The organism is Nostoc sp., from assembly GCF_036916575.1.
Lineage (GTDB): Bacteria > Cyanobacteriota > Cyanobacteriia > Cyanobacteriales > Nostocaceae > Nostoc.
The window spans coordinates 38,869-63,902 of sequence record NZ_JBALGC010000116.1 but is presented as its reverse complement, the minus strand read 5'-3'; the positions used below and the strand labels follow the sequence as shown (position 1 = coordinate 63,902).

Annotated in this window: 27 protein-coding genes and 2 pseudogenes; 16 read left to right on the top strand and 13 right to left on the bottom strand. The window is 41.8% G+C overall.

All coding sequences use genetic code 11. The annotated features are described in order from the left end of the window. Positions 1-448 precede the first annotated feature (448 nt). Together V7L29_RS26430 and V7L29_RS26425 are read right to left on the bottom strand one after the other, a co-directional pair. Positions 449-2,494 carry a hybrid sensor histidine kinase/response regulator gene (locus tag V7L29_RS26430; protein WP_334689602.1) on the bottom strand — a complete coding sequence of 682 codons (2,046 nt, stop codon included), beginning with the start codon at positions 2,492-2,494 and terminating at the stop codon, positions 449-451. 4 nt (positions 2,495-2,498) lie between these two features. Continuing rightward, the gene (locus V7L29_RS26425) at positions 2,499-3,071 is read right to left on the bottom strand and encodes a chemotaxis protein CheB (protein ID WP_334689606.1); all 573 of its coding nucleotides are present in this window, start codon (positions 3,069-3,071) and stop codon (positions 2,499-2,501) included. A 752-nt stretch (positions 3,072-3,823) separates the two neighbouring features. Between V7L29_RS26425 and V7L29_RS26420 the strand changes: the two genes are divergently transcribed. The 5 genes from V7L29_RS26420 to V7L29_RS26400 all read left to right on the top strand — a co-directional run bounded on the left by V7L29_RS26420 (position 3,824) and on the right by V7L29_RS26400 (position 8,403). Beyond that, entirely contained in the window at positions 3,824-4,324 is a 501-nt protein-coding gene (locus V7L29_RS26420; protein ID WP_334689601.1) for a DUF2231 domain-containing protein, read from the top strand. Continuing rightward, positions 4,321-4,938, top strand: coding sequence for a DUF2231 domain-containing protein (locus V7L29_RS26415; protein WP_334737300.1), 618 nt, complete (start codon positions 4,321-4,323; stop codon positions 4,936-4,938). The genes V7L29_RS26420 and V7L29_RS26415 overlap by 4 nt, the downstream gene beginning before the upstream one ends. A 141-nt stretch (positions 4,939-5,079) precedes the next feature. Then, entirely contained in the window at positions 5,080-5,994 is a 915-nt protein-coding gene (locus V7L29_RS26410; protein ID WP_334737302.1) for a cytochrome c oxidase subunit II, read from the top strand. Between the two features lie 14 nt (positions 5,995-6,008). Further along, positions 6,009-7,694, top strand: coding sequence for a cytochrome c oxidase subunit I (gene ctaD / locus V7L29_RS26405; RefSeq protein ID WP_334737299.1), 1,686 nt, complete (start codon positions 6,009-6,011; stop codon positions 7,692-7,694). Positions 7,695-7,800: 106 nt separating this feature from the next. Beyond that, the gene (locus V7L29_RS26400) at positions 7,801-8,403 is read left to right on the top strand and encodes a cytochrome c oxidase subunit 3 (protein WP_334737298.1); all 603 of its coding nucleotides are present in this window, start codon (positions 7,801-7,803) and stop codon (positions 8,401-8,403) included. Between the two features lie 79 nt (positions 8,404-8,482). On the opposite strand, the pseudogene V7L29_RS26395 reads toward V7L29_RS26400, so the two are convergent. Both V7L29_RS26395 and V7L29_RS26390 read right to left on the bottom strand, forming a co-directional pair. After that, positions 8,483-8,578, bottom strand: a pseudogene (locus V7L29_RS26395) (cysteine peptidase family C39 domain-containing protein); the annotation flags it as partial. An 841-nt stretch (positions 8,579-9,419) separates the two neighbouring features. After that, positions 9,420-9,827: a beta/gamma crystallin-related protein gene (locus V7L29_RS26390; RefSeq protein WP_334737296.1), complete on the bottom strand. Its 408-nt coding sequence runs from the start codon at positions 9,825-9,827 to the stop codon at positions 9,420-9,422. Positions 9,828-10,180: 353 nt separating this feature from the next. Between V7L29_RS26390 and V7L29_RS26385 the strand changes: the two genes are divergently transcribed. Then, positions 10,181-11,104, top strand: a complete 924-nt coding sequence (locus V7L29_RS26385; RefSeq protein ID WP_334737295.1) for an FTR1 family iron permease — start codon at positions 10,181-10,183, stop codon at positions 11,102-11,104. Between the two features lie 55 nt (positions 11,105-11,159). Beyond that, positions 11,160-11,416 (top strand): annotated as a pseudogene (locus V7L29_RS35660) (IS701 family transposase); the annotation flags it as partial. Positions 11,417-11,556: 140 nt separating this feature from the next. Here the strand turns inward: V7L29_RS35660 and V7L29_RS26380 are convergent. The 5 genes from V7L29_RS26380 to V7L29_RS26360 all read right to left on the bottom strand — a co-directional run bounded on the left by V7L29_RS26380 (position 11,557) and on the right by V7L29_RS26360 (position 16,208). Next, positions 11,557-11,943: a hypothetical protein gene (locus V7L29_RS26380; protein WP_334689594.1), complete on the bottom strand. Its 387-nt coding sequence runs from the start codon at positions 11,941-11,943 to the stop codon at positions 11,557-11,559. A 691-nt stretch (positions 11,944-12,634) separates the two neighbouring features. Further along, positions 12,635-13,414, bottom strand: coding sequence for a hypothetical protein (locus V7L29_RS26375; RefSeq protein WP_334689593.1), 780 nt, complete (start codon positions 13,412-13,414; stop codon positions 12,635-12,637). A 241-nt stretch (positions 13,415-13,655) separates the two neighbouring features. Further along, positions 13,656-14,492 carry a CheR family methyltransferase gene (locus V7L29_RS26370; protein ID WP_334737294.1) on the bottom strand — a complete coding sequence of 279 codons (837 nt, stop codon included), beginning with the start codon at positions 14,490-14,492 and terminating at the stop codon, positions 13,656-13,658. A 421-nt stretch (positions 14,493-14,913) separates the two neighbouring features. Next, complete coding sequence (locus tag V7L29_RS26365; protein ID WP_334689591.1) at positions 14,914-15,459, bottom strand: hypothetical protein; 546 nt, start codon at positions 15,457-15,459, stop codon at positions 14,914-14,916. Between the two features lie 182 nt (positions 15,460-15,641). Then, positions 15,642-16,208, bottom strand: coding sequence for an HD domain-containing protein (locus tag V7L29_RS26360; protein WP_334737293.1), 567 nt, complete (start codon positions 16,206-16,208; stop codon positions 15,642-15,644). A 168-nt stretch (positions 16,209-16,376) separates the two neighbouring features. Between V7L29_RS26360 and V7L29_RS26355 the strand changes: the two genes are divergently transcribed. From V7L29_RS26355 to V7L29_RS26345, 3 genes are all read left to right on the top strand, one after another. Then, positions 16,377-16,817, top strand: coding sequence for a Uma2 family endonuclease (locus V7L29_RS26355; RefSeq protein WP_334737292.1), 441 nt, complete (start codon positions 16,377-16,379; stop codon positions 16,815-16,817). A gap of 524 nt (positions 16,818-17,341) precedes the next feature. Continuing rightward, complete coding sequence (locus V7L29_RS26350; protein ID WP_334689588.1) at positions 17,342-18,082, top strand: LmeA family phospholipid-binding protein; 741 nt, start codon at positions 17,342-17,344, stop codon at positions 18,080-18,082. A 33-nt stretch (positions 18,083-18,115) separates the two neighbouring features. Next, complete coding sequence (locus V7L29_RS26345) at positions 18,116-18,667, top strand: DUF2231 domain-containing protein (protein ID WP_334689587.1); 552 nt, start codon at positions 18,116-18,118, stop codon at positions 18,665-18,667. A gap of 148 nt (positions 18,668-18,815) precedes the next feature. On the opposite strand, the gene V7L29_RS26340 is transcribed toward V7L29_RS26345, so the two are convergent. Continuing rightward, positions 18,816-19,274, bottom strand: coding sequence for a TauD/TfdA dioxygenase family protein (locus tag V7L29_RS26340; protein WP_334737291.1), 459 nt, complete (start codon positions 19,272-19,274; stop codon positions 18,816-18,818). Beyond that, a complete protein-coding gene (locus V7L29_RS26335; RefSeq protein WP_334737290.1) occupies positions 19,192-19,764 on the bottom strand; it encodes a TauD/TfdA dioxygenase family protein in 573 nt (190 codons plus the stop codon). The genes V7L29_RS26340 and V7L29_RS26335 overlap by 83 nt, the downstream gene beginning before the upstream one ends. Positions 19,765-20,413: 649 nt before the next feature. Between V7L29_RS26335 and V7L29_RS26330 the strand changes: the two genes are divergently transcribed. Then, positions 20,414-20,830, top strand: coding sequence for a ribosomal maturation YjgA family protein (locus tag V7L29_RS26330; RefSeq protein ID WP_334737289.1), 417 nt, complete (start codon positions 20,414-20,416; stop codon positions 20,828-20,830). Further along, positions 20,808-21,035, top strand: a complete 228-nt coding sequence (locus V7L29_RS26325; protein ID WP_334737288.1) for a DUF167 domain-containing protein — start codon at positions 20,808-20,810, stop codon at positions 21,033-21,035. Before V7L29_RS26330 ends, V7L29_RS26325 begins: the two co-directional genes overlap by 23 nt. 124 nt (positions 21,036-21,159) lie before the next feature. Here V7L29_RS26325 and V7L29_RS26320 read toward each other — a convergent pair whose 3' ends face one another. Then, complete coding sequence (locus tag V7L29_RS26320) at positions 21,160-21,771, bottom strand: glutathione S-transferase family protein (protein ID WP_334689584.1); 612 nt, start codon at positions 21,769-21,771, stop codon at positions 21,160-21,162. Positions 21,772-21,968: 197 nt separating this feature from the next. On the opposite strand from V7L29_RS26320, the gene V7L29_RS26315 reads away from it, so the two are divergent. Beyond that, positions 21,969-22,667 (top strand): SOS response-associated peptidase, encoded by a 699-nt coding sequence (locus V7L29_RS26315; RefSeq protein ID WP_334737287.1) that lies wholly within the window; start codon positions 21,969-21,971, stop codon positions 22,665-22,667. Here V7L29_RS26315 and V7L29_RS26310 read toward each other — a convergent pair. After that, complete coding sequence (locus V7L29_RS26310) at positions 22,664-22,792, bottom strand: hypothetical protein (protein WP_334737286.1); 129 nt, start codon at positions 22,790-22,792, stop codon at positions 22,664-22,666. The two genes, V7L29_RS26315 and V7L29_RS26310, sit on opposite strands and share 4 nt — an antisense overlap. A 197-nt stretch (positions 22,793-22,989) precedes the next feature. Between V7L29_RS26310 and V7L29_RS26305 the strand changes: the two genes are divergently transcribed. The 3 genes from V7L29_RS26305 (at position 22,990) to V7L29_RS26295 (ending at position 24,925) form a co-directional block, all read left to right on the top strand. Next, a complete protein-coding gene (locus tag V7L29_RS26305; RefSeq protein WP_100902961.1) occupies positions 22,990-23,511 on the top strand; it encodes a photosystem I assembly protein Ycf3 in 522 nt (173 codons plus the stop codon). A 91-nt stretch (positions 23,512-23,602) separates the two neighbouring features. After that, on the top strand, positions 23,603-23,893 hold the full coding sequence (gene gatC, locus V7L29_RS26300) for an Asp-tRNA(Asn)/Glu-tRNA(Gln) amidotransferase subunit GatC (RefSeq protein ID WP_334737285.1): 291 nt from the start codon (positions 23,603-23,605) through the stop codon (positions 23,891-23,893). Positions 23,894-23,956: 63 nt separating this feature from the next. After that, on the top strand, positions 23,957-24,925 hold the full coding sequence (locus tag V7L29_RS26295; protein ID WP_334737284.1) for a glutathione S-transferase family protein: 969 nt from the start codon (positions 23,957-23,959) through the stop codon (positions 24,923-24,925). The last annotated feature ends 109 nt before the right edge of the window (positions 24,926-25,034 follow it).

The following is a 25,034-nucleotide window of genomic DNA, read 5'->3' as shown; positions in this document are numbered from 1 at the left end:
ACTGTTCGTTACTTAAGTCTCCTCGGTTCATCTTTACTACATAGCGATCGCCTATTTTTTTAGGATACAACGAGTTTGAAAACACGCCCTAGCCCTCCTTCCCTACAAGGGAAGGGGGGTTTCAAAGCCTCTCGACCTTTTGGGAGAGGAATGGAAGCGGGGTTTTTAGCATACTTTAAGACTTCTCAAACATCCTCTAAAAGCGTGGTTTGAATTAGTCTTAATCATTATTTTTTCCGCCCCCAAGGGAAGGCAGTCCGTTGCGTATTTTCCAAAAGTTAAAGGAACAGAACAGCGGGGTATGCACCAAAAAACAATGAGTAATGACTAATACTTCTCTACCTTGGGCTGCGCCCTAAGCGTAGCTATGCCGCAGGCTTTACGGCAACTCTTAGAGACGCTCTTGCGTTCGCTCAGTACAAGTGACCAATGACTAATGACTACTTAATCAACTCACTGGAACTTCCAGAGGTAATTTTAATACATTGGCAACCATAGCAATCAATTTAGTGGGGTCAATTGGCTTAGATAAATGCTGCTGAAACCCTGCTGAAAGTGCTTTTAAACGGTCTTCCTCTCGTGTGTACGCTGTTAAAGCGATCGCCGGGATACGTCCGCCTTGTTCTGGTTCCAAAGAGCGCAGTTTCCGAATCAGCGTATAACCATCTTGCTCTGACATGCCGATGTCGCTAATCAGGATATCTGGTTTTGCTTGTTCAAGTACTGCTAGCGCTTCATCAACTGATGCTACCGCAGTGGCAACCGCTCCATACTCCTCAAACATAAAACTGAGAAAGTTACGGGTATCGGCTTCATCATCTACAACTAAAACTCTTAATCCAGCAAGCAGCGCCGATGCCACAGGGGAGGAAATTTCTCCTGTGGCTTCTCTACTCCCCCTATTACGCCTACTGTCTTGTAGCAATGGTAGTCTCACAGTAAAGGTTGCTCCTTGTCCAGTGCCTAAACTTTGGGCAAAGATTGTACCCTTGTGCAGTTCCACTAAATGACGAACGATCGCTAATCCTAGCCCTAGTCCATTGTGCGATCGCGTTGTAGTGCTGTCTGCTTGCCGGAAACGCTCAAATACTTTAGGTAAAAACTCGGAACTGATGCCAATGCCCGTATCGATAACTTGAATTTGGGCGTATTTGTGAGCTGTCTGGTGTTCTTGACTACAGACTACTGACAGATTCACTTCTACCCTGCCACCCTTAGGGGTAAACTTAATGGCATTAGTTAGTAGGTTCCAGACAACTTGCTGTAACCGGGCTGGATCGCCATAAACTAACCCTACCGAAGTATCCAGGATAGTATTTAACTTAATATCTTTTGGTTCTGCTAGGGGACGCACTGCTTCTAAGGCTGCCTCCATCACCGAGATCAGATTCACAGCAGATACATTTAACCGCAACTGACCACGGATAATCCGGGATACATCTAAGATATCCTCAATTAGTTGCATTTGAGATATAGCATTGCGTTCAATCGCCTCTAGGGCGCGAGATGTGGCTTTTTCGTCAAGTTTCTTAGAGCGGAGGATTTTTGACCAGCCTAGCATTGAAGTTAGGGGTGTGCGAAGTTCGTGGGAGAGAACGGCGAGAAACTCATCTTTCATCCGATTTGCTGCTTCTGCTTCCTGTCTTGCCGTCTGTTCTCGAATCACTTGAGCGCGGACTTCTTCTGCTTGTTTGCGTTCAGTAATATCTTCGAGGGTGCCTACATATCCCAGCAATTCTCCTTGACCGGAAAGCATCGGTGATGAGCGAACCTGAACCCAACGGATGCTACCGTAAGCAGTTTGAAAGCGAAACTCTTCAGAGTAGTCGCGACCTTCACGAATGTAATTAGACCAACTGGCAATTGCTCGTTCTCTATCTTCTGGATAAACAGATTCTAGCCATTTCTTTTCTAAACTCTCTGTCGCTTTCAAGCCACAAATTGCCTGATAGCGGGGATTAGTATACCTACAGCTTCCTTCAGTATCAATTTCAAAAATGCCAACGGGTGAACAGGTACTCAGCGATCGCAATCGTTCTTCACTTTGCCTGAGTTCCGCATTCACAGCTACCAGCTGCGCTGCTTGTTGCTTGACGGCTTCTGTTTTCTTAAATAGTTCTACGAATACTGTGACTTTAGAAGTCAAGATATTCGGGTCTAATGGTTTGAGCAAATAATCAACTGCACCCAAGGCATAGCCTTTAAACAGCATTTGGTCGCTGCTGCTAAAGGCGGTGAGAAAGATAATTGGAGTGTGACGCGATCGCCCCCGATTCCGAATCAAGGTAGCAGTTTCAAAGCCATCCATCCCTGGCATTTGCACATCTAGCAAAATCACCGCAAAGTCTTGATGCAGCAGGCACCTCAAAGCTTCTTCCCCAGAAGTAGCTCTCACGAGATTCTCCCCTAGTTTTTCTAGGATTGCCTCTAGTGCCAGCAAATTTTCTAGCTTATCATCCACTAGGAGGATGTTTACTTTGGGTTCCATCTGCATGGGTTTATTTCCGTGATGAGTGACAAAGCTTGACCATCTGGGCAGCAATGTCTGAGAGTGTCAAAATCCAGTCTACTGCAACAGCAGAAATTGCTGCCTCTGGCATAATATCGCTCTCAGCTGTGGCAGGTTCCTGTACAATAGTAATGCCTCCCAGCGCTTTTATTTTCTTAAGACCTTGCATACCATCTTGATTTGCTCCTGTTAATATTACACCAATAACTTGCTGGGTGTAGACATCGGCTGCTGACTCAAACAGCACATCGATAGATGGTCTGGCATAGGAAACAGGCTCATCAGTCGAAAGAGCAAAGTGATCTAGTTCAATCAGCAAGTGATAATCTGCTGGAGCTAGGTAGATATGTCCTGGTAGTATTTCGTCTTTGTCTTCCACTTCTCGAATCGGCAACAAAGTGAATTCTTGTAATAACTCCTGGAGTGTGTTGTTAGACTCCTTGTGACGGTGTTGCACGATCGCGATCGGCACTAGGAAGTCTGCTGGTAAGTTCCCCAGGATAATTTTTAATGCTGATAATCCGCCTAAAGAAGTACCAATCACCACAATTTTAAACGACACTTGTTTAGTCATCACACCTGTAGAATGTGGGTTTCAATCTTAGTGTGACTTGATGGCTCATAAAATCCTTTGAGCATTTTCCAGTTCCACCACAGCTACTAACTTATCTTGATTTATACCAACTCATGAAAATTATATATTTTTGTCATTTGGATTACAATTAAATATTTTATCATTGTGAAAAACTTTACATAAAAATATTATAATTAGGCTTTTTTAAATTTTAATTAATGCCAGAATTAATACATTGTGAAAATACTTTTTTGCTAACTAACTAACATTTGAAATTTTAATTATTATTGTTTTGACAATTCATAAAAATTTACTTAAGCTAAAAGATAGGTTAAGCAAATCAACAAACGACAGCGATTTTGTTTAGCTACATCAAAAATTGCTGTTGCAGACTATTGGCATGAGGAAATTAATCGTAACTAAAGTTATTCGGTGTAGGTAAGTTTACTAGATTTGTCTACAAAAAGCTAAGACATGATTAAGCGTATTGAACCGCGCAGATATTGAACAGATTTTGGTCAATTATGGATAGATACTTGTGGTGATGTTAGTGAGTATCCATCAATCATTGAAGTTTGACTAGCGATTTTAGATTTTGGATTAGGGTCTTCTGGTTTATGCTCCATCAGGTGCAGAATAAATCTAAAAGGCGCTCGATAACTTGAAGAGGCTGTGCTATCGGCAATCCAAAATCCAAAATTGATTTACTACAGTGCGGTAGATATGTCCAGGAGAAGACAATGCTTGAGTATTTTACATCTTTGAACGACCACAATTTACCGTATCCAGATACGATTCATCCCATCATTGTCCACTTCGTAATAGCGATGGTGTTGTTTTCCTTTTTCTGCGATGTAGTGGGCTATTTTACTGGTAAAGCCAGTCTTTTTGAGGTGAGTTGGTGGAATATGTTAGTTGCCACGATCGCCATCTTCGTCGCAATCATTTTTGGTCAGTTTGAAGCGGGTTTAGCACAACCTTACAGCCTAGTTAAATCGGTGCTGAATTTGCATACGCTCATTGGTTGGTCGCTTTCGGGAATCATCACAGCAATTACAGCTTGGCGCTATGTAATTCGTGCCCGCAATCCGCAAAAAGTACCGATTTATTATTTGGGAGCCGGACTAGTTTTGACTTTAATAGTTGGCTTGCAAGTATATCTCGGAGATGAGCTTGTTTGGGTATATGGATTGCATACCGTGCCAGTTGTGGAAGCATTAAAGGATGGTCTGTTGCCATGAACTCAGAACTGATTGACCAATTGACCGACTCTCTAGGCGCAAACGGATTACCTTACACCATTCCTATTCATCCCAATTTAGTCCATCTGACAATAGGTTTGTTCATTATTGGGATGACCTTTGATACCGTTGGTGTTCTGTTCCCATTCCAAAAATGGGTCTTCAAATTTTTGGCAATCACTGTGGAACGTGACAACTTATTTGATGTTGGCTGGTACAACATGCTAGCTGCCAGCATCATTACATTTTTCACGGTGGGAGCAGGCTTTTACGAAATGCTATTGGCAACACCACCAGCTGATACCAAGAGTGCCTGGGGATTGCAGGCAATGGAAACTATGCTCTGGCATGGTGTAGGTGGTGTCTTCTTATTAGCGCTAATTGTTGGCATGACCATCTGGAGAGGATGGCAACGATTCGTTTGGGGCAAACAAGAATATAAACAAACAGATAGAGAAGTGCAATGGCTCTATCTGTTCGCGGGTATAGCAATCATATTGATTATGTACGTCCACGGGACACTAGGGGCGCAAATGGCTACCGAATTTGGCATACACAATACAGCAGATAGTTTGCTGCGATCGCATCAAGACCTCAACACAACACTCAAATAGTGATTTGTCAATTGTCCTACCCTGCCTTAAGCCGCAGAAGCGTCTATGTCATTTGTTTAAAGTTACTAACCATCGACCAATGACCAATGACCAATGACTAATGACCAATGACCAATGACCAATGACCAATGACTCTTGACCATGAAAATCCAGAAGATTTTAAATATTTTGACGCTGTTTACAGGGGTGATCGCAGTGACTGTTACTAGTCTGTGGATCGGCAAGCAGGCTTACTCCTGGCTTCCCCCCCAAGCAGCAGCCGAATCCCAACTAATTGATGATTTGATTAGCTTGTTAGTAACCCTCGGTGCCTTCATCTTCTTGGGAGTAACAAGTACTCTGATGTATTCTGTGATCTTCCATCGGGCAGTCAAAGATGACTTCACCGACGGCCCCCCAATTGATGGTAATGTGGCAGTGGAAGTCATCTGGACAGCCATCCCAATTCTCTTGGTGTTTTGGATTGCAGGTTATAGCTACCAAGTCTACGAGCAAATGGGGATCCAAGGGCCAATGGAACTTGTCCATCTGCATAACCCGATGAGGATGGAATCGGCCTATGCAGCACCACAAAAGGACTTAGCGGAATCTGTTGAAAAGATTGATGTTCTAGCTAAACAATGGGCCTGGGTGTTCCACTACCCACAGAAAGATATTACCAGTAGCGAATTGCATTTACCGAGCGATCGCCGGGTGCGTTTAGCGCTGCAATCACAAGACGTTCTCCACGGCTTCTACATTCCAGCATTCCGCCTCAAGCAAGATATTATTCCCAACCACACCATCGACTTTGAATTTACTCCCATCCGCCCTGGTCAATATCGATTGACCGATTCCCAATACAGTGGCACATACTTTGCCACCATGCAGGCAAATGTAGTCGTCGAATCTCCTGAAGATTATCAGCAGTGGCTGGCCCAAGCTGCAACCCAAAAGCCATCCCTAGCAACTAATCAGGCAGCTTCTGAGTATGCGCAAGCAGCCAGTAAGTCAGTCAAAACTGGTTGGGTCACAGTTGCACCTGCGGCACCTCCTTTGGTCAATTATCCCGGTTGAAAGGAAACGAATCGATGACTAATATTCCTATTGAAGGCATTTTCCCCAGTCAGAAGCCTAACCACGAATCTTCGGGTAACTGGAAAGAATACTTCAGCTTTAGTACTGACCACAAGGTCATTGGTATCCAGTATCTGGTTACTTCTTTCTTCTTCCTTCTCATCGGCGGTATTTTCGCGATGGTGATTCGAGGAGAACTGCTAACACCCGAATCAGATTTAGTCGATCGCACCGTCTACAACGGCATGTTTACCATGCACGGCACTATAATGCTGTTTTTGTGGACGTTTCCCTCCCTAGTTGGTTTTGCTAACTATCTGGTGCCTTTAATGATTGGGGCGCGAGATATGGCATTTCCCCGCCTGAACGCTGTTGCCTTTTGGATGGTGCCAGTAGTGGGAATTCTTTTAATGGGTAGCTTTTTGGTTCCTGGTGGCCCAGCCCAAGCCGGTTGGTGGTCTTACCCACCAGTCAGTCTCCAAAATCCCACAGGTAACTTGATTAATGGGCAAGTTGTCTGGCTGTTGGCAGTAGCAATTTCCGGTGTGTCCTCGATTATGGGGGCAGTCAACTTTGTCACCACTATTGTCAAGATGCGCGCGCCAGGGATGACCTTTTTCCGAATGCCTATGTTTGTCTGGGGAGTATTTAGCGCCCAGATTATCCAACTGTTCGGACTACCTGCACTAACAGCAGGTGCGGTGATGTTGCTACTCGACCTCACAGTTGGCACGAGCTTTTTTGACCCTAGCAAGGGCGGGAATCCAGTAATGTTTCAACATTACTTCTGGTTCTACTCCCACCCTGCCGTTTACGTGATCGTTTTGCCCGTCTTTGCGATTTTCTCGGAAATCTTCCCGGTTTATTCCCGTAAACCCCTGTTTGGCTACAAGGTAGTCGCCGTTTCATCAATCTTGATTGCACTAGTCAGCGGTATTGTTTGGGTACACCACATGTACGTCAGTGGTACATCAGGCTGGATGCGGTTGATTTTCATGCTGACAACAATGTGCGTGTCTGTACCCACTGGTATTAAGGTATTTGCTTGGGTGGCGACCATCTGGGGAGGTAAACTGCGACTGCATACACCGATGCTATTCGCTTTAGGTGCGTTGATCATGTTTGTCTTCGCCGGCATCACAGGCATTATGCTTTCCTCCGTGCCTGTGGATGTCCACGTTAACAATACTTACTTTGTGGTGGGACACTTCCATTACGTCCTCTACGGCACCGTGACAATGGGCTTGTATGCTGCCATCTACCACTGGTTCCCCAAGATGACTGGGCGGATGTATCACGAGGGCTGGGGTAAAATCCACTTCTGGTTAGCCTTCATCGGCACTAACCTCAACTTTTTGCCCATGCACCCCTTAGGATTGCAAGGAATGTTACGCCGAGTTGCTTCCTACGCCCCAGAGTATCAATACTGGAATGTCATCGCTAGCCTGGGCGGATTTTTGTTGGGAATGTCCACCTTACCCTTCATTTTCAACATGGTGATTTCTTGGATGCAAGGCGAGAAAGCACCTGATAATCCTTGGCGGGCAATTGGATTGGAGTGGTTGGTTTCTTCACCACCCCCAGTAGAAAACTTTGAAGAAATTCCGATCATCATCTCTGAACCCTACGGCTACGGCAAATCTGAACCGTTGACAGCTAACCTACGCGAAAGCCACTCAACATTGACAAGCCCAGATTAACGCAGAAGTACGCAGAAACAAACCCTGCGCTTCCCTTTGCGTTCCTACCCTACGGGAAGGCGAAGCGCCTATGCATTTCAAATTAACCCCTCAAGCTAAAAGCAAAATGGACAGTTATATCAATTCACATAAATTGCACCAGACAAGCGCAGAACATAGCCACGACGAAGAAGGCAACAAAATGTTTGGCTTCATTGTCTTCCTACTGTCCGAAAGCGTTATCTTTTTAAGTTTTTTCGCCGGATATATCATCTATAAAACAACGACTCCTAACTGGCTACCAGTTGGTGTTTCTGGACTAGAAGTAAAAGATCCGACAATCAACACAATAATTCTTGTTACTAGTAGCTTTGTAATTTACTTAGCCGAACGCGCCCTTCAACGCCATGACTTAGTGAAATTTCGCCTGTTTCTATTGGCAACAATGGCGATGGGAACTTACTTTTTGGCTGGACAAGCGATCGAATGGAGCCACCTGGAGTTTGGGTTTACCTCAGGGGTATTTGGTGGGACGTTTTACCTACTAACAGGTTTCCACGGTTTGCACGTTTTCACAGGTATTCTGTTGCAGTTGATAATTTTGGTACGTTCTTTCATTCCTGGCAACTACGACACAGGTCACTACGGCGTCAACGCAACTTCATTGTTTTGGCACTTCGTCGATGTTATCTGGATTATTTTGTTTGTCCTTATCTATGTTTGGCAGTAAACATTAAGGTGATGGGGAGGAAAACCCACAGAATTTATCTGGCTTGGTGTATGGGGCATTGTTAATTACTTCTATACTTCATGGCAAAAGTGCGTCCGTAGTGTTTGGTGATCGTCGCAAGGCAGGCAGCACCGCAGTCTTCTTCACTATGTTGTAGTACACTTTGGTATTTCATGTCTAACTCCTGAGATTTAAGAGAATTAGGAGCGAGACATTTCCCTCCCCTACGACTAAAACCTTTCTCATAACCGTTGCACTCATTACTCTGCTAGGAGGAACAGCAAGGCAAGCCGTCCTTCTTAAAATGCCTACTAAATTCACTTGTTGTAGGACTTACGCACTGTACAAATCCATTGTGATCTGCGTTAACAAAAATAGGTTGTTTCAGGCTTTGATTAATTCTCCTTTGATCGTAAATAGACGATGCTGTAGGGGTTTAGCATGCTAAACCCCTACGTAAGATGTGGTTTTTCACGTTATGCATATTTAATATTTATTGTCAATGCGTAAGTCCTATGTTGGAATTTATGTCCCTTTTTTAAATTCTCGAATTACAGTAGTGGGACTTACATGTAAAACCCGCGCTGTATCTCGCACTCCAGAGACAAGTGAGAGCCATATCTACAATCTGCTGTTTCACAGCCCACCTCTGATAACACCTCCAAACGCCTCTAGAAATAATTTTCTAGAGACGTTGCAGCCGTTAGCTTAGTAAGCCGTAGTTTAACTTATCCCTCTTCTGTCACTTTCCATAGATAAAAATCTGAAATACTTGCTGCACAAGGGTTTCAGTCTAAAGCAATGATAACGTTTATCATATTAGGAAATAAAGTCACAAACCCAGTCCCAGTCAAAGTTTTAAATATTCCTTTTGATTTTTGTTTTCGGAGAGTGACAAAAGCGGGTTATAGCAACCCTAAGTGATTTGTAAAATCAGTTCTTGGTGCAGGCTTCTAGCCTGCGGGGCCTGTCCGGCCCGCACCAAGGCGCGATAGTTCACAACTCAAATCGGATCGCTATACCCGCTTAAGGGATGTGAGCGAATCGTTAGGCAAACCTACGCTAAACTGAAGATTGTCATAACTTCCTGGCCCTACTGGACCGAAACAATTCTGGTAATTACTATCTCTACACAATAGCCATGAACCGTCGTTAATCCGAGCCGAGGTAGTTTGGTCATTCGCGTCAGGACCTACATTAGGGTTATCAGAGTCTACAGACAATAACGGGCTAGTAAAATTGGCGTCCCGGAAGAGTTCTACTGCAGCACCTCCCTTAACGGCAGCAGCCTGTTCACAAGTAAGCTCTTGAAAATTTGCACCAAGGTCAATCTTGTTCATACCTACTCCGTAGTTGTTGATGTTAGACTCAGTGTGAAACTGTTCGAGATCGGTTGTTGTCTTGGTTGTAATTATTGTCGTCATGTGTTTTCTCTTTGGTTGAACTGTGTGTTTGGAGTTTGGACCATTTGTTGGAACTCCAAGCTGTGGAAAGCTTAATTAATACGATAAATAAATAGATGGGATGAAACTAGAGTAGTTTGTGCAAAGTTAACTGCTTAAGTTTGTATTTCCTGTTGCTCGTGAAGGTAGTTATCATTGCACAACTCTGCAATGGGTAAGTAGATAGGCGGAGCACTTCTACGTTTTTGATGAAAATGCGATCTGCAATTGGCCAAGTTAACTCACACGAAGAAAAATCCGCTCAAGGTAAAAGTAAAGAACCTGTTACAGTCAACTTAGAATAAACATTTACCATTGAAAGAATTTAATTTACTATGAATTGGAGTGCTGCATTACCTACCTTTTTCATTACCCTGCGAGAAGGCGTGGAAGCTGCTTTAGTTGTGGGAATCGTCTTCGCCTGTTTACAGCAAGCTCAACAACAAAAATTGCATCGTTGGGTTTACTTAGGAATTTTGAGTGGCATTCTAGCGAGTTTTGTAGTTGGTTTACTAATTCATCTAGGGTTACAGGGATTGCAGACATCTGAGCAATTATATGCGCCTGTCTTCAAGCAATTATTCGAGGTGGGATTAGGCGCGATCGCGATCGCTATGCTCAGCTGGATGCTAATTTGGATGACACGACAAGCGCGATTTTTCAAAGCTGAGATTGAAGGTTCCGTCAAAACTGCCTTGGGTGAAGATAACCGCGCAGCTTGGGCAATTTTCAGCTTAGTTTTTATTGCCGTGTTTCGGGAAGGACTAGAAACGGCTTTGTTTATCGTCGCTAAGTTTCAAGAAGGCTTGACACCCGTCCTGGGGGCGATTGCAGGACTAGCGATCGCGGTCGTAATCGGGATGCTGCTTTTTAAGTGGAGTGTTCGGGTCAACTTGAGACAATTTTTCCAGGTGATGGGCGTATTTCTGCTATTGATTGTCTCTGGGTTAGTAATTTCTGCCCTCCGCCATCTGGATGCAGCTGCGATCGCCTTTAGCCAAATCAACCCTGAAGTCTTGGGCGTTTGCGGACAAGGAAATACATCTTGTCTTTTGGGGCCCCAGATTTGGGATCTCTCAACCATCTTACCTGACCGCCAGTTTCCTGGTATTTTGCTGAAAACCTTATTTGGCTATACTCAAAAACTGTATTTAGTGCAGGCTATGGGGTATCTCCTCTTTTGGGCAATTGTGGGCGGTCTTTACTTCCGCAGTCTTGACCAGCCAACACAATTAAAGCCAGCAAGCAAACTTAATTAAGGTCTATTCCTCAACACCGAACTTGAAAGATTTGACTCAGGGAAATGTTTGTCTTTTCAAGACTAATCGTTTAGTTGATGATACTTTCGGCAAATAAAAATCTAAAAACATTGAATCATTAGAATGGAGTAACGAGGAATTAGAATGTGGTAAAATAATAAAAATTCAAGCATTTCCTGCTGAGAAAAAAGTGAAACTATTCAGGGTTACTATCTCTACCGATAGAACGGAACAAGTAGCAACTAATGATTTGTCTCCTTGTTCTACGGATTTTGCACACAGGTGTGTAAAATCCGTTGGAAAATAGAGGAGCCAGTGCTGTGCGGGGGTTCCCCCGTTGAGGCGACTGGCGTGAGTTTCACAGAGAAGTAAAACAATTATTTTTCAGTTGGTTTTAAAAAGTTTGTGGTTTACTAACAAGGCAATTTAGGATTAAACAAGGTAGCTTATCTTTAGTCTCTCAATCTTGTACCACTTGCCCATACAGGAACATTATCACCTGTATAAATTACCAAGTTACCATCATCTTGCATTTGGAGACTACAACTAGAATAAGTCGTAGTAAAAGTTGCCCAGGTGGGGATTGCATTAGAATCATAAATAATTAAATTGCAGTCGTATTGCATGACAATGTTGTTAACTTCTGTGTCAAAAGTGTTTGATGCCCACAAAATATTGTTGGATGAATCATAAACAACAAAGTTTCCATCAGATTGTAGTATAGCTGTATATTCCTGATTAGGTGAAATCAAGTATTGACCAGGGGATAAAAATTCGCCTGTATTAAGGATAGGTGTATTTGCACCCGCCAAAGCCTTGTTTTGTTGAATAAGCAACATAGATGGTGATGAGATTGCAAATGCTGTTGTGAAACAGAAAATTTTAAACAGTTTAGATAATTTCACAAACGTACCTCCAATAAAGTTCTGTTTTCTGCAAATAGTGCTAAGATGCGATAGCGATAAATTCGCGTAATTAAGTAGTCCTTCAAAACAGTGCTGGCACGAAAACTATTGCGCTTTCAGATTCAGAACAACGGACAAGAGATCATTGCAGGCTATAGATTTCGGCCTTGGTGTTTTTACGTATTGTAATGTCTTAATAAACTTTAGAGTAGACTGTCAGTTGCTGTTTAACAAATGAACGTTTAAAAAATTTACACTTTTAAAGAACTTGACAAACTAGCTACTATGATCTGTGCGTACTGGAGATTTAGGGTTTTGGTAGTCATTCTAGTAGTCACGGTAATATAACGCTTCTCTTACCCTGCCTTAAGCCGCTACGCGTCTATGGATGCAATACATTCTGACCTATTTATTTAGTCAATTTTGGGGAGATAAAGATTCTTTTCGTAATTATCCTGATTTTTTGCCTTTTTTGACTGTAATCTGTTTGTAATTAAATTTGAAGTGCGGAATGTATGTTGTAATTTTTTGATATTAGCAGAGGAATTTGATTCCCCTGCTGGATAGCACAGAAGCTCTTGCTTTGATAAGTCTGGATAATCACAAGGCTTCTGGGCGCGAGGCGTTAAACTAAATAACTCGTATTTGGTACGATCGCAAAGAAGGCATACTCATACCAAGCAGTCCAGATGAAACTGCGAATCCATCGCTGACGCTTTTCAAGACTCAATTCATATTCAAACGCCCCACGAGATACATCAATAGAAGATAGATGAGAGTTGCAACCGCAGCCGTGTTGATAAGTAAAACCGTATTTGGAGGCAATACTTTGCACCTTCATCTGGATAGCAAACACCTTACCTGCATGGAGTATGGCATCCCAAGCACGTTTGTGTTCAATATCACGCTGATCAAACCGTAAGGCACGTTCTTCAAAAACATGATCGCGGTAAATTGGTGCTAGATGCACATGATAGAAGCTGGCAGGTAGTTCATAACCAAACTCGTTGAATAAATCTATACCAATACGAGCCACTTTTACTTCGTCAGCATACTTTGTGCCCTTTGACTCCAGATCACGGAGAATTTCTGCAAAGTTTGGATAGCTGTGTTTGAGAAAGTCTTGCCCAAAAAAGTCAAGAGTTTCCCATGCCAGTTGTGTAAATAGCTGGGAAAATGAGGGTATCAAGTGAGCTAGTTGGGGGCGATCGCTAAATAAGTCAACATCACCATGCTCTAATTTGTATAGGAACAACTGTGCCATCTCAACATAGCTTTGGGGATGGGAAAGTCCGACACTCGTGGTTCCTCTAGCAATGTCTTGCCATGTAGAAGGCAGTTGAGAAACGTGAACCGCATTTTCTCCAGCAATGACTGCAATAGGAGGACATTCGAGAAGTTGCATCGACAATCTCCTTTAAGACTTTAATGTGTAATTTACCTTAAGCGATCGCTGTATCTAACTTTTGAACACAATTAAAAATGTTTGACGGACTGTCTTTTGACAGCGAGCATAATTTTGTTCATGATATTTTTTTTTACAACACTTTGTGTTAATTTTATTGGGCATAGGGCATAGGTCAATAATCAATAGTTTTTCTTCTCCTATTCCATCATCTCTCCAGTCCCCCCTGAGAACGTCCTCTTTAAGCGCCAGCTATCTTCTTGTATAGTTTTTCACCCTTAATTATCTCTTCATAGTACTGCTCATAAGGGGTAAACCTGATAGATTCTTGTTTTCCTAAACCCAAGATGCCAAAGGTGCAAAGACTATTATAAAACAGTTCATGTACTCGCTTTTGAAGTATCTGATTAAAATATATGAGGACATTACGACAAAGGATGACATTAAACTCATTAAAAGAGCTGTCAGTTGCTAAATTATGCTGGGCGAAGACTACGTTTTCTCTTAGGGATGCTCGAAAAATAGCATTATCATAAGCTGCTGTATAATATTCTGAGAAAGACTTCTTGCCGCCTGCTTTCAGGTAAAGGTGAGTATATTCCTGCATCAGTTTCAGGGAGAAAATACCACTTTTGGCATTTTGTAATACCTTTTCGTTCGTATCAGTGGCATATATGCGGCAACGGTGGTAAAGTCCTTCTTCTTGCAGTAAAATTGCCATTGAGTAGACTTCTTCCCCACTTGAGCATCCAGCGTGCCAGATGCGAATAAACGGATAGGTTTGTAAGAAAGGGATAACTTGATTTCTGAAGGTGTTATAAAAGCTGGGATCACGAAACATTGATGTTACATTCACCGTCAGAGCAAGTAAAAATCGTTCCATATAGGCACGGTTGTGGAGTAACCGTTCTTGCAATGCAGAAACATTTGCTAACCCCTCTAACTGCATGAAGCTCTGAATGCGGCGCTTAAGTGAAGAAAGAGCATAATCGCGAAAGTCATAACCATAGTACTGATACAGCCCTTCCAAGAGCAGATGTATTTCGATGTCCTCCAAGGTGAGTTTGGGCAAAGTCATAATAATTCATAATTAATTCATAATTAATAATTTATAATTCATAATTATTACCCCAGCCATGAATGGGCTTTTTGAAATAATCATGGTGGACTTTGGGTAATTTCCATAAATCAATTTAGTTGCTCTTTAACATCAACTAGGGATTAGAAATTAATAATTATTTGCTCATCCAAGAATCCTAGACAAGTCATAAACAAAAAATAATCATAAGGACATGCGTACTTTGACGGTGAAGTAAGCTACGCATACCAAAGGCACTTTAAGTAGAAAAATTATATGTTCGCGCAGCAAATGCACCAGAAGAAAAAAATAGAGAAGATATTTACAAACAATTTCAGATTGCTGTAAAACCCAATTAGATTTTACGTCTAAAATAGCTTGCTGAATCAATTAAATTTGCTCATGGTACTACTTATGGGTTTTATGGGTTTGAGTTTAACCAAGTGGCTGTTACTCCTAAAATAGCGATCGCTGTTATCGAAATCACAGTTAGCAATCTAACCTGGTAGCGGAGATTTTTAATTTCTTGGTTCAGACTTTCTCTTTGTGGTATGGAATATGGTTGCAGTTCTGTAACTTCGATAGCTACTTGTTGGGGTGTATTTGGGGGTTTTCTAAAAGAGACCTGTGTGTGTAGCCAATTAGTAATCAGTTGGGGACAGTTTTTCTTAAACCAATATAAAGCTAAGGTTTTAAAAACTGGTTTAGACATTCGGGCAATTAATTTCATCACCCTATTTAAGGGTTTCAGGCGAAGCTTTTGGTTGATCAGATTGACTGAACCAACATCATATAGACAATCCAGAATTAGTTTCACAGTGGCTTCTTCACTGTTAACCAAGTTTTGCAGTAAAAGCAGAACATCATGCATCCGCTCTGCTTCAATATATTTTTCTGCCAAGTTTTCTGGAGGACTTACTGAAGGACTTACAGTTGTATTTAGGGTGTTTTGTCTTACTATCGTCATATTGGTAACATATAGCTATAATAATGTAAGTACACCTATCTACCGAGAGAAAGATTTTTTATCTAGAGAGAGAACCTAAAAGCCAAAATTTGTTTGTGGACATTATAACTATATCGTGTCTGTAAAAGGCTATTTGTCTAGTTCCAATGAATCTTTTATTTATTTCTGCGTAAATAAAATTTTTACCGTGATGCTAATACCTCAATTTGTGCAACAACTCGTTCTAATTCCTCAATGATTATAGTAGTTCTAGTCTTCCTGAAAGCATCCACAAGCTCCCGATAATACCAAAGAGTACCTTCTTTACCCCCCTGAAAACGTTCCCAAACTGATTCGCCCAAAAGGCGATAATCTTTGAGAATAGACTGGGTGTTGTAAAGTTTATCTGCTAATGACACGAGCAGTACTGATGGCGAAGCGGTAGGAATATGAGCAATGTATGCCTCCTTGCGCTGTCGCCAAGGCGGTTTTGGAGTTGTATCAGCGTCAGTACAACCATCTACAATTGCGGTTACATTGTCACCAAAGCGACGGCGAATTTCTTCCCGTGTTGCGGCGCCACCTTGGTCTTCGATCGCATCGTGTAAGAGGGCTGCGATCGCTTCATCTTCATTTGCCCCGTATTCTAAAGCAATACTGGTGACACCTAATAAATGGGCAACGTAGGGAACACCTGAACCTTTACGAACTTGGTTAGCGTGCAGTTGGGTAGCGTAGGTGAGGGCTGCGGTAAAACGTTCTGAGAGCATTATTTTGAAAGAATAAAACAGCTTATAATCAGATATTGCACTGCTGCTAATGTTAATTTTATAACAAACCGCTCCAGACACAGAGAATGCAAAGCAGGAGAGGGGTACAGAAGTAATTGAATCTCAGCCTAAAATTGAGATATCTATCAAGCTTGCTATGAAATCATTATGACCAGCGAAAAAATAACGGTGCAGTCTCTGTATACTGTCACTGATGAAGAATTAATGCTAATGAGTTCGCAAAACCCAGAACTGCGGTTTGAACGCAATGCCAATGGAACATTAGGAACTATGCCCCCAACTGGTGGAATTTCTGGTAATCGAGAAATAAAAGCAGGAGCCTATCTGTTCAATTGGGTAGAAAGTCAGGAGCTTGGTGAAGTTTTTGGGCCGAGTACTGGTTTTAAATTAGCAAATACTGCTGTCAGAGCACCTGATGTTGCTTTTGTGGCTAAAGGACGTTTACCAGAAGGTTGGGATCAGCAAGAGAACAAATTTATCAACTTAGCACCCGACTTTGTAATTGAAATTCCTTCTAAAAATGATAGTTTGGCAAAACTCAAAGCCAAGATAGAAGAATATATTGCTAATGGTGTTCAATTAGAATAGTTAATTGATAATAAAAATCAACAAGCTTTAGTTTATCGCTGGGACGGTTCAATTACTCAATATCCGGCTACAGCAATATTAAGCAGTGAAGATGTTGTGCCTGGGTTGATGCTGCCTTTGAAGAAATTATTGTAAAAGCGATGCCTGCGGCTGGCTACACCTATCGACTTTATACCTATTTTATATGAGCAGGCGTCACGCAAAACAAAAATTCGATTCTAAGGTATGTTGGGAATTTTTTTTATTAAATAAATTTTAGCTAAAGTTCAAAAATAAACAACATAACTACTAAGTTCTATATATTCAATCTTTCTTTTGAGTGATATCTGACAATAAGACGTTCTGTATCTACGCTTTAAAAACTCTGGGTAGAAAAGCAAAACTATTGATTATAAATAATACAATTATCCTTTTAGATAGACAGCATTTAAATCTATATTCCATCGTCAGATAGAGAAAAATCCGATACTAATTATTTAGAGTAACTAAAGGAAATATTATTTGAAGCAGGAGTTAATTTAATAATGGCAGACAGTCCTGGATTAGGAGAACAAGCTCTGAATAAAGCGGCAGAAATAGGATTATCTAGCCAATTAGATGAAGTAGAAAATTTAGATGTAAACATCAAAACCGATCCACTGAAACTAGTTCAGGGAGAAGTGGATGGAGTCACGATTGAAGGTGAAGGTTTGGTTATGCAGAAAGACCTCCGCATGGAGGAATTTGAAATGCAAATGACTAATGTTGCCATTAATCCTCTAAGTGTGGCTTTTGGCAAAATTGAACTCACTAAACCTACTGAAGCTAGTGCACGAGTTGTGTTAACCGAGGCTGATATTAATCGCGCCTTCAACTCAGAATATGTGCAATCGCAACTGCAAAGTCAAAAAATACATATTAACGGACAATTGACGACTATTGAGCCTCAAGATGTAGACTTTCGACTACCGGGTGATGGGAAAATAGCACTAAATGCCACCATAAAAATAGTAGAAACAGGTGAAAATCAGCAAGTTGCTTTTTCCGCAGTACCCAGGATCAGCGCCAATGGAAAAACTGTTACTTTGGAAAATGTCGAGTATGGCGAAAGTGAGGAAATATCGCCCGATTTGACAAAAGCTTTGATAGATCAAACTAGCGAAATTTTAAATTTGAGTAACTTTGATTTAGAAGGAATGAGCTTGCAAGTTAACCAACTAAAAGTAGAAGTAGGCCAACTAACCCTACAAGCTGAAGCTTATGTTGAACAAATTCCTTCAGATTAAAAATAGGACGCTAATAAATTCAGGATACTAATAATGGAAACTACACAAACAACGCAAACAAGTTCAACACCTTTCCCAAATATTCCACCAGTTATTGAAAGTAACGACAGTGAGTATCGTGATAGCGGCGTACCTAGTACAGTTGCGATCGCAGGACATCCCCTACATCCTCTGAGTGTGACCTTTCCCATAGCCTTTTTAGCCGCCGCCTTGGGAAGCGACATCGGTTACTGGTTAACTGGTGATTTCTTCTGGGCTAAAGCTTCACTATGGTTAATCGGACTCGGATTAGCTGGAGGCGTCCTTGCATCAGTGATTGGTCTGAGCGACTTTTTTAGAATTGAACGAGTTCGCAAGCGCAGCGCAGGTTGGGCGCATTTAATACTTAACGTTTCTCTACTAGTTTTAAGTCTAATTAACTTCCTTGTGCGTTTGGGCGACGCTGAATCCCGAATACTACCTTGGGGACTGGTTCTGTCGCTGATTGTCGGTACGCTGGTTAGTATTTCTGGTTGGTTCGGTGCCGAACTCTCCTATCGCCACAAAATCGGTGTTGTGGGTGCAGGTAGCAGAAGATATCCGTAAATTCTTCTTTGTCTTTGAGCAATGGGATATTTTTTTATTTGAAGTCCCTGACTCTAATGGTAATTAGATTTGCCTAAATTAAGTTATCTGCTCTAATTTCATCCTGGGCTGCATCAGATACAAGCAGCCCTGTTTAGTACTTTGTAGCTTATGAAAGCACTGGTTGTGTTTCTAACTTCTGGGCTTTTTGCTTGAAGACGGTTGGTACTTGTGAGTTAAATGCCTCACCTTGAACTACTTCTGAGCGGAAACCATCAACCCCAACTGGAACATCGCCAGTGATAGTGGTGCGATATAGGAGACGCTCAACATCCAAATGATCTAAATCTTGAGGAGCCAAATGCACGGTGGCGCGGTTGTCCCAGAACGCGATATCACCATTGTTCCAACGGAAACGGGTGGTATAGGCAGGCTTGGTGATTTGGTTAAAGAACAACTCAAGTAACAGCTTGCTCTCTTGTGATGACACATTAACAATGTGTGAGGTGAAGCCAGGATTAATGAACAACGCACGCTCACCAGTCTCAGGATGAACCCTTACTACTGGGTGGATTGACAGCAATGCGCTCGGCGAACTTGCTGTTACGGGGCTGATACCCACTGCCATTGAAGCGATGTTCAGCTTTCAATGTGTCTGCTAGCGCTCTTAGAGGTGCTGACAGACCCTCATAAGCTGCAACTAAATTACTCCACTGGGTGTCACCACCAAAGCTAGGGACATTAACCGCACGTAAAATTGACGCTGCTGGCGGGTTGATAGCTGCTGTTACGTCTGTGTGCCAGGGGCCTCCAGTGCGAAAACCATACTGCTTCTCATAGAGCCTCCGGTCTACGGGTTTGAGTTGCGGAAATCCCGGAACTGGTTCAGGCTCTCCGAGTGGATGGGCGAAAGTCACTTCGCCAAAACGAGATGTGAATTCAACCTGGGCAGCATGATCGATGTTTTGTCCACGAAAGAACACAACTTTCCACTTCAATAGTGCTTTACGAATTTCTTTGACTTCATCATCATTCAGAGGACGGGAAAGGTCTACCTTACTGATTTCAGCACCAATGAAACCAGCTACTTGTTTGACTTCGATATGTTTGTAGCCCATGTAGATTCTCCAGGATTTGATCCATAGGGTGGTGTTGGCACTCGTCCGTTTCTTTTGGAATTTTGCTATCAAGTGCAAGCAAAACTCTAAAGGAAGCGATCATAGCTACAAGTATTATACTTTATCTTGATAGATTTATCGTAGTATCGATTTTTGTATTTTTAGATTGCCGGAACAATCAGAGGTTTATAGCATCTTATCAAAGGCTTAGAAGTGCCCAGAAATAAAATGGCTCTGTCCCACAACTGATTTGAGGCATCCAATCTTTGAGATGTGGGTATTGGCTCTAATATCTGCATTGTCACAATATGCCATTAAAAAACTGCGTTTATGTATGTCCTGTGTGCGGTCACATTGAGGATAAGACATAAAACGCAGCTAACAATATTGACCGTTGGTTTCAATACGCTTGGGTTAAAGCCAAAAACCAAAACCAGTGTAGGTTGATCTGCCTTTGGATCATTTAATAGAGATTGCAACTCCAATGGGTGAGCGATAGATTGTATATTATAGTCAAGGACTGGATCATTACTTAGTTTTTTTATACTAAAAAATTTAGTATAATTGCTTAAAGAGAATCAGGAGATAGTAAACCGACTTCTAGTGGTTCGGGCTGCTAAAATTTTGCTTAGTCTTTAGTCCTGAGAAAATGCGCCGAAACCGTAACCAAACAATATTTATTATTATTTCTGTGCTCATCGTTGTACCGATGGGCTTTTTGTTTAAGTATTATAGTGGGCCTGCCCATCAGTGGTTTAATGACTACGGAGCAGCTGTATTTTACGAAATATTTTGGTGTCTGTTCGCATTTTGGTTTTTCAGAAGTCGGGCGGCGGTAATCCAAATTCCTATATGGATTTTTGTGATCACCTCTATACTAGAATTCTTACAACTTTGGCATCCGCCCCTATTAGAGGAGATTCGCGCCACCTTGATAGGTAAATTGTTACTTGGTACCACCTTTGTTTGGTGGGATTTTCTTCATTATGTATTGGGTTGTGTTTTAGGTTGGTTGTGGCTGCGAAAATTACAGGAAATAGGTTATGCAAAAAAAAGTCAAGGTTAAACCTAATTCAAAACAGCAAAAGATTGAAGAACAACCTGATGGCAGTTTGACTGTGTATTTAAAATCACTCCCAATTGATGATCAGGCGAATGAAGAGTTAATTAAACTACTAGCAGAGAAATTTGATGTAACCAAATCTCATATCAGAATTAAGTCAGGTTTGTCCTCCAGGCAAAAGCTGATAAAAATTGATACTGATATCTAGTTGCTGTTTAGTAACACCTTCTAATAATATTTTGCCTGCCTCGTGAATTTGAGGCAATGTCTCACCCAGTACATCCTCTACTAGAGCCAAGAAACGAGAGACAGAAACCCACAAAATATAATTTTTATGCTTGTGTAATACTGATATATCTTGGTTGAGATTTGACTCTTCCTATCCAAGCTTGGATAGCAGGAAATTGTGTTAAATTGAACCCACCTTCATCAGCTACATGGGTATAAGCAAACAAGGCGATATCAGCAATCGTGTAACGCTCTCCCACAAAAAAAGTGTGAGAAGTTAAGTGTGCTTCCATCAAGTTAAGTGCTGCATAACCTGGTTCACGTTTTTGCTTGATAGCTTCACTATATTCTTCAGTTTTACCTAAAATAGAAATCCAAAATCTTGATGTAGCAATAAAAGGTTCATGGCTATACTGTTCAAAACATAACCATTGCAGCACCTGCGCTCGTAAAAATCGGTCATAGGGTAAAAATTCTGTGCATTCACTCAGATATACCAATATGGCATTTGATTCTGCCAAATATTTCCCTGGCTGAATTTCTAGAACGGGTATCTTACCGTTAGGATTTTTACTTAAAAATTCTGGTGTTCGAGTCTCGCCTTTCAATATGTTAAGCTCTACCCTCTCAAAAGGCATACCTAGTTGTGTCAATAAAAGACGTATCTTATAACCATTGCCAGAAGGTAAAAAATCGTACAGATGCAGTAGTTCCATGCTAAAATACAGTTAGGAATATATTGAGAAGTAAAGGTTGGAAATACAATATCTTACCAAAAGATTTTCCCATAATCGGATAATTGTTTTTCTATTAGCTTTTGAGTACTACATAATAAAAGCACTCAAAAAATAAAAAAGTATTAAATATTTCAATCTAGAGATATTTAATTTAGTCAAAGGTTGAGAATAAAAGTATGTGTGGAAGATTTACTCTAAACCAGTCGGCAGCAAGTTTAGCTCAAGTTTTCCATGTTGAGCCAGTTTCGGATTTAGCAGAATATAACATTGCACCTACGCAAATGGTGGCTACAGTATTACAAAATCCTGAAAGCGAAAAGCGTGAATTTAAGCAGTTGCATTGGGGATTAATTCCGTCATGGGCGAAAGATGCAGGAATGGGGGCAAAGCTGATTAACGCTAGGGCAGAAACTGTTGCCGAAAAACCCTCTTTCCGCTCGGCTTTTAAACATCGACGCTGTTTAGTGCTAGCTGATGGCTTTTATGAGTGGCAACGGCAACAAGGTAAAAAGCAACCGTTTTATTTTCGCCTTCAAGATGGACAACCCTTCGCCTTTGCAGGTTTGTGGGAGAAATGGCGATCGCCTGCTGACGAAGAAATAATCTCTTGTACAATTTTGACAACGGCAGCTAACGAATTACTCCAACGTATCCACGAGCGGATGCCAGTGATTCTAGAGCCACAAGATTACGATTTATGGCTAGATTCCCAAGTGCAAACGCCCGAAACCCTACAGCAGCTACTGCATCCTTATCCAGCGCCAGCAATGACTGCCTATCCAGTTAGCACCTTGGTCAATAACGCTCGGCATAATAGTCCGGAATGTATCATACCCCTCAATGATAAAAATGCACCCGCAAATCAGTTAAATTAGCTATTAAGTGTACTAGGGGATTGGCGAAATGAGGGAGCAGGGGAAGCAGAGGAAGCACAAGAAGAAAAACTATTGATTATTGCCCAATGCCCAATGACGCCAGTCGCCTCAAGTCGGGAAACCATGAAGGCAGTTCCTCCTGGGGAAAACCCCCTTTGAGCGACTGCCGACGCTCCTACGTCGCTCTAAGCGTTCGCGCAGCGTCTCGAAGAGAAGCTATGCCGTAGGCTTTACGCTGCGCTAACACCACGGCGCTGGCTCCCCAATGCCCCATGCTCAATGCCCAGTCCCCAGTCCCCGTCCTTAATACCCAGAGACAAATATGCCAAGAACACAAAAAAACGATAATTTTGTTGACAAATCCTTTACAGTGATGGCGGATATTATCCTGAAGATCCTGCCAACCAACAAAAAAGCTAAAGAAGCGTTTGTTTATTATCGAGATGGCATGTCGGCCCAAGCAGAAGGGGAATATGCTGAAGCATTGGAATATTATGAAGAAGCTCTGACATTAGAGGAAGATACCAACGATCGCGGCTATATTCTCTACAATATGGGGCTAATTTATGCCAGCAATGGCGACCATAACAAAGCTTTAGAACTATATCACCAGGCAGTTGAGTTAAACCCACGCATGCCCCAAGCCTTAAATAACATCGCCGTGATTTATCACTACCAAGGCGAAAAAGAGAAAGAAGCTGGAGATAACGAGGCTGGTGAAGCACTCTTTGACCAAGCAGCAGACTATTGGATTCGAGCTATTCGCATGGCTCCCAATAACTACATCGAAGCCCAAAACTGGCTGAAAACCACTGGGCGATCGCAAATTGACGTATTCTTCTAAAAGTGATGAGTTAGGAATTATGAATCATTCACTCCTAACTCCTGTACAGACGCGATTAATCGCGTCTCTCCTAACTCCTAACTAAAAAAATATGATTGACCAAGAACAAGTTCATAAAGTAGCTAATCTCGCTCGTTTAGAATTGAATCCAGAAGAAGAGGAACAATTCACTACCCAGTTAGGAAGTATTCTGGATTATATTGAACAGTTGAACGAACTTGATGTCAGTAATGTGCCCCCAACAACACGGGCAATCGATGTCAGCAATGTCACACGAGATGATGAATTGCAACCCTATCCAGACCGGGAAAGTATCCTCAACAGTGCGCCTGAACAAGAAGGCGAATTTTTCAAAGTACCAAAAATCCTCAACGCTGAATAGTCAAAAGTCAAAAGTCCAGAGTTTTAGATTCTTGACTGTTGACTAATAACTAAGGAAATAATTATGGGTTTGGGAATTCTTAAGGATGGTCAGTGGGTATCTCAAAGGGATCAAGAAGACTCAGAAGGTAAATTTGTCCGTCCATCAACAACTTTCCGCAACCACATTACAGCTGATGGTTATAGTGAGTTGAAAGCTGAAGCGGGGCGCTATCATCTGTATATTTCTTGGGCTTGCCCTTGGGCGTGTCGCACCGCCATTATCCGCCAATTGAAAGGACTTCAAGATGTCATTGGGTTATCGGTCGTTGCAGCAGAAATTGCTCAAAATAGCTGGGAATTTGGCGATGAACCGGGGTGCATTCCCGATACAGTCAACGGTACTCAGTATCTTTGGCAACTTTATCTGAAGGCTGACCCTAACTATAGTGGCCGGGTGACAGTTCCAGTTTTATGGGATATCCAAAATGGGACAATTGTCAATAATGAATCCCGCGAAATCATCCGGATGTTCGATACAGAATTCAATGCATTCGCTAAACAAAATATCAACTTTTATCCAGAACATTTACAAAAAGTAATTGACGAGACGATTGATACAATTTATCAACCAATAAATAACGGCGTCTACCGGGCGGGATTTGCTACTACTCAATCGGCTTATGATGAAGCGATAACGGAATTATTCACGGCTCTCGACTACTGGGAAAAAATATTAGGAAATCAACGCTATCTTTGCGGAAATGAAATTACCGAGGCGGACTGGTGTATGTTCACTACTTTGTTTCGTTTCGATGTAGTTTATTATGTGCATTTCAAATGCAACCTACGCCGGATTGTAGATTATCCGAATCTGTGGAATTATCTCAAAGAGCTTTACCAACAGCCGGGAGTCAAAGAGACTTGCAATCTTGACCACATCAAACGGCATTATTATAAAAGCCATCCCCAAGTTAACCCAACTCGCATCGTCCCCAAAGGCCCACTGATTGATTTTGATGCACCCCATAACCGGGATAAAATATTTGCTTGATTAACACTGCTGACCTTTAAATATTTTGTTCGCTTGTCGTGTCTTCGCTTCATTTTCAGTATTGACAGCTCAACTATATTGGTGTATATTTTCTCATTAACCCTGAAGG

What these genes read in the sequence shown, in the direction of transcription:
- V7L29_RS26365 (WP_334689591.1), bottom strand. Translation starts at nt 15,459, where the DNA reads ATGACGATAGTAAGACAAAACACCCTAAATACAACTGTAAGTCCTTCA.
- ctaD (WP_334737299.1), top strand. Translation starts at nt 6,009, where the DNA reads ATGACTAATATTCCTATTGAAGGCATTTTCCCCAGTCAGAAGCCTAAC.
- V7L29_RS26410 (WP_334737302.1), top strand. Translation starts at nt 5,080, where the DNA reads ATGAAAATCCAGAAGATTTTAAATATTTTGACGCTGTTTACAGGGGTG.
- V7L29_RS26430 (WP_334689602.1), bottom strand. Translation starts at nt 2,494, where the DNA reads ATGCAGATGGAACCCAAAGTAAACATCCTCCTAGTGGATGATAAGCTA.
- V7L29_RS26390 (WP_334737296.1), bottom strand. Translation starts at nt 9,827, where the DNA reads ATGACGACAATAATTACAACCAAGACAACAACCGATCTCGAACAGTTT.
- V7L29_RS26315 (WP_334737287.1), top strand. Translation starts at nt 21,969, where the DNA reads ATGTGTGGAAGATTTACTCTAAACCAGTCGGCAGCAAGTTTAGCTCAA.
- V7L29_RS26415 (WP_334737300.1), top strand. Translation starts at nt 4,321, where the DNA reads ATGAACTCAGAACTGATTGACCAATTGACCGACTCTCTAGGCGCAAAC.
- V7L29_RS26335 (WP_334737290.1), bottom strand. Translation starts at nt 19,764, where the DNA reads ATGGGCTACAAACATATCGAAGTCAAACAAGTAGCTGGTTTCATTGGT.
- V7L29_RS26305 (WP_100902961.1), top strand. Translation starts at nt 22,990, where the DNA reads ATGCCAAGAACACAAAAAAACGATAATTTTGTTGACAAATCCTTTACA.
- V7L29_RS26330 (WP_334737289.1), top strand. Translation starts at nt 20,414, where the DNA reads ATGCGCCGAAACCGTAACCAAACAATATTTATTATTATTTCTGTGCTC.
- V7L29_RS26340 (WP_334737291.1), bottom strand. Translation starts at nt 19,274, where the DNA reads ATGGCAGTGGGTATCAGCCCCGTAACAGCAAGTTCGCCGAGCGCATTG.
- V7L29_RS26380 (WP_334689594.1), bottom strand. Translation starts at nt 11,943, where the DNA reads ATGTTGCTTATTCAACAAAACAAGGCTTTGGCGGGTGCAAATACACCT.
- V7L29_RS26325 (WP_334737288.1), top strand. Translation starts at nt 20,808, where the DNA reads ATGCAAAAAAAAGTCAAGGTTAAACCTAATTCAAAACAGCAAAAGATT.
- V7L29_RS26420 (WP_334689601.1), top strand. Translation starts at nt 3,824, where the DNA reads ATGCTTGAGTATTTTACATCTTTGAACGACCACAATTTACCGTATCCA.
- V7L29_RS26400 (WP_334737298.1), top strand. Translation starts at nt 7,801, where the DNA reads ATGGACAGTTATATCAATTCACATAAATTGCACCAGACAAGCGCAGAA.
- V7L29_RS26360 (WP_334737293.1), bottom strand. Translation starts at nt 16,208, where the DNA reads ATGCTCTCAGAACGTTTTACCGCAGCCCTCACCTACGCTACCCAACTG.
- V7L29_RS26320 (WP_334689584.1), bottom strand. Translation starts at nt 21,771, where the DNA reads ATGGAACTACTGCATCTGTACGATTTTTTACCTTCTGGCAATGGTTAT.
- V7L29_RS26345 (WP_334689587.1), top strand. Translation starts at nt 18,116, where the DNA reads ATGGAAACTACACAAACAACGCAAACAAGTTCAACACCTTTCCCAAAT.
- V7L29_RS26310 (WP_334737286.1), bottom strand. Translation starts at nt 22,792, where the DNA reads ATGGTTTCCCGACTTGAGGCGACTGGCGTCATTGGGCATTGGGCAATA.
- V7L29_RS26370 (WP_334737294.1), bottom strand. Translation starts at nt 14,492, where the DNA reads ATGACTTTGCCCAAACTCACCTTGGAGGACATCGAAATACATCTGCTC.
- V7L29_RS26385 (WP_334737295.1), top strand. Translation starts at nt 10,181, where the DNA reads ATGAATTGGAGTGCTGCATTACCTACCTTTTTCATTACCCTGCGAGAA.
- V7L29_RS26375 (WP_334689593.1), bottom strand. Translation starts at nt 13,414, where the DNA reads ATGCAACTTCTCGAATGTCCTCCTATTGCAGTCATTGCTGGAGAAAAT.
- V7L29_RS26350 (WP_334689588.1), top strand. Translation starts at nt 17,342, where the DNA reads ATGGCAGACAGTCCTGGATTAGGAGAACAAGCTCTGAATAAAGCGGCA.
- V7L29_RS26295 (WP_334737284.1), top strand. Translation starts at nt 23,957, where the DNA reads ATGGGTTTGGGAATTCTTAAGGATGGTCAGTGGGTATCTCAAAGGGAT.
- gatC (WP_334737285.1), top strand. Translation starts at nt 23,603, where the DNA reads ATGATTGACCAAGAACAAGTTCATAAAGTAGCTAATCTCGCTCGTTTA.
- V7L29_RS26355 (WP_334737292.1), top strand. Translation starts at nt 16,377, where the DNA reads ATGACCAGCGAAAAAATAACGGTGCAGTCTCTGTATACTGTCACTGAT.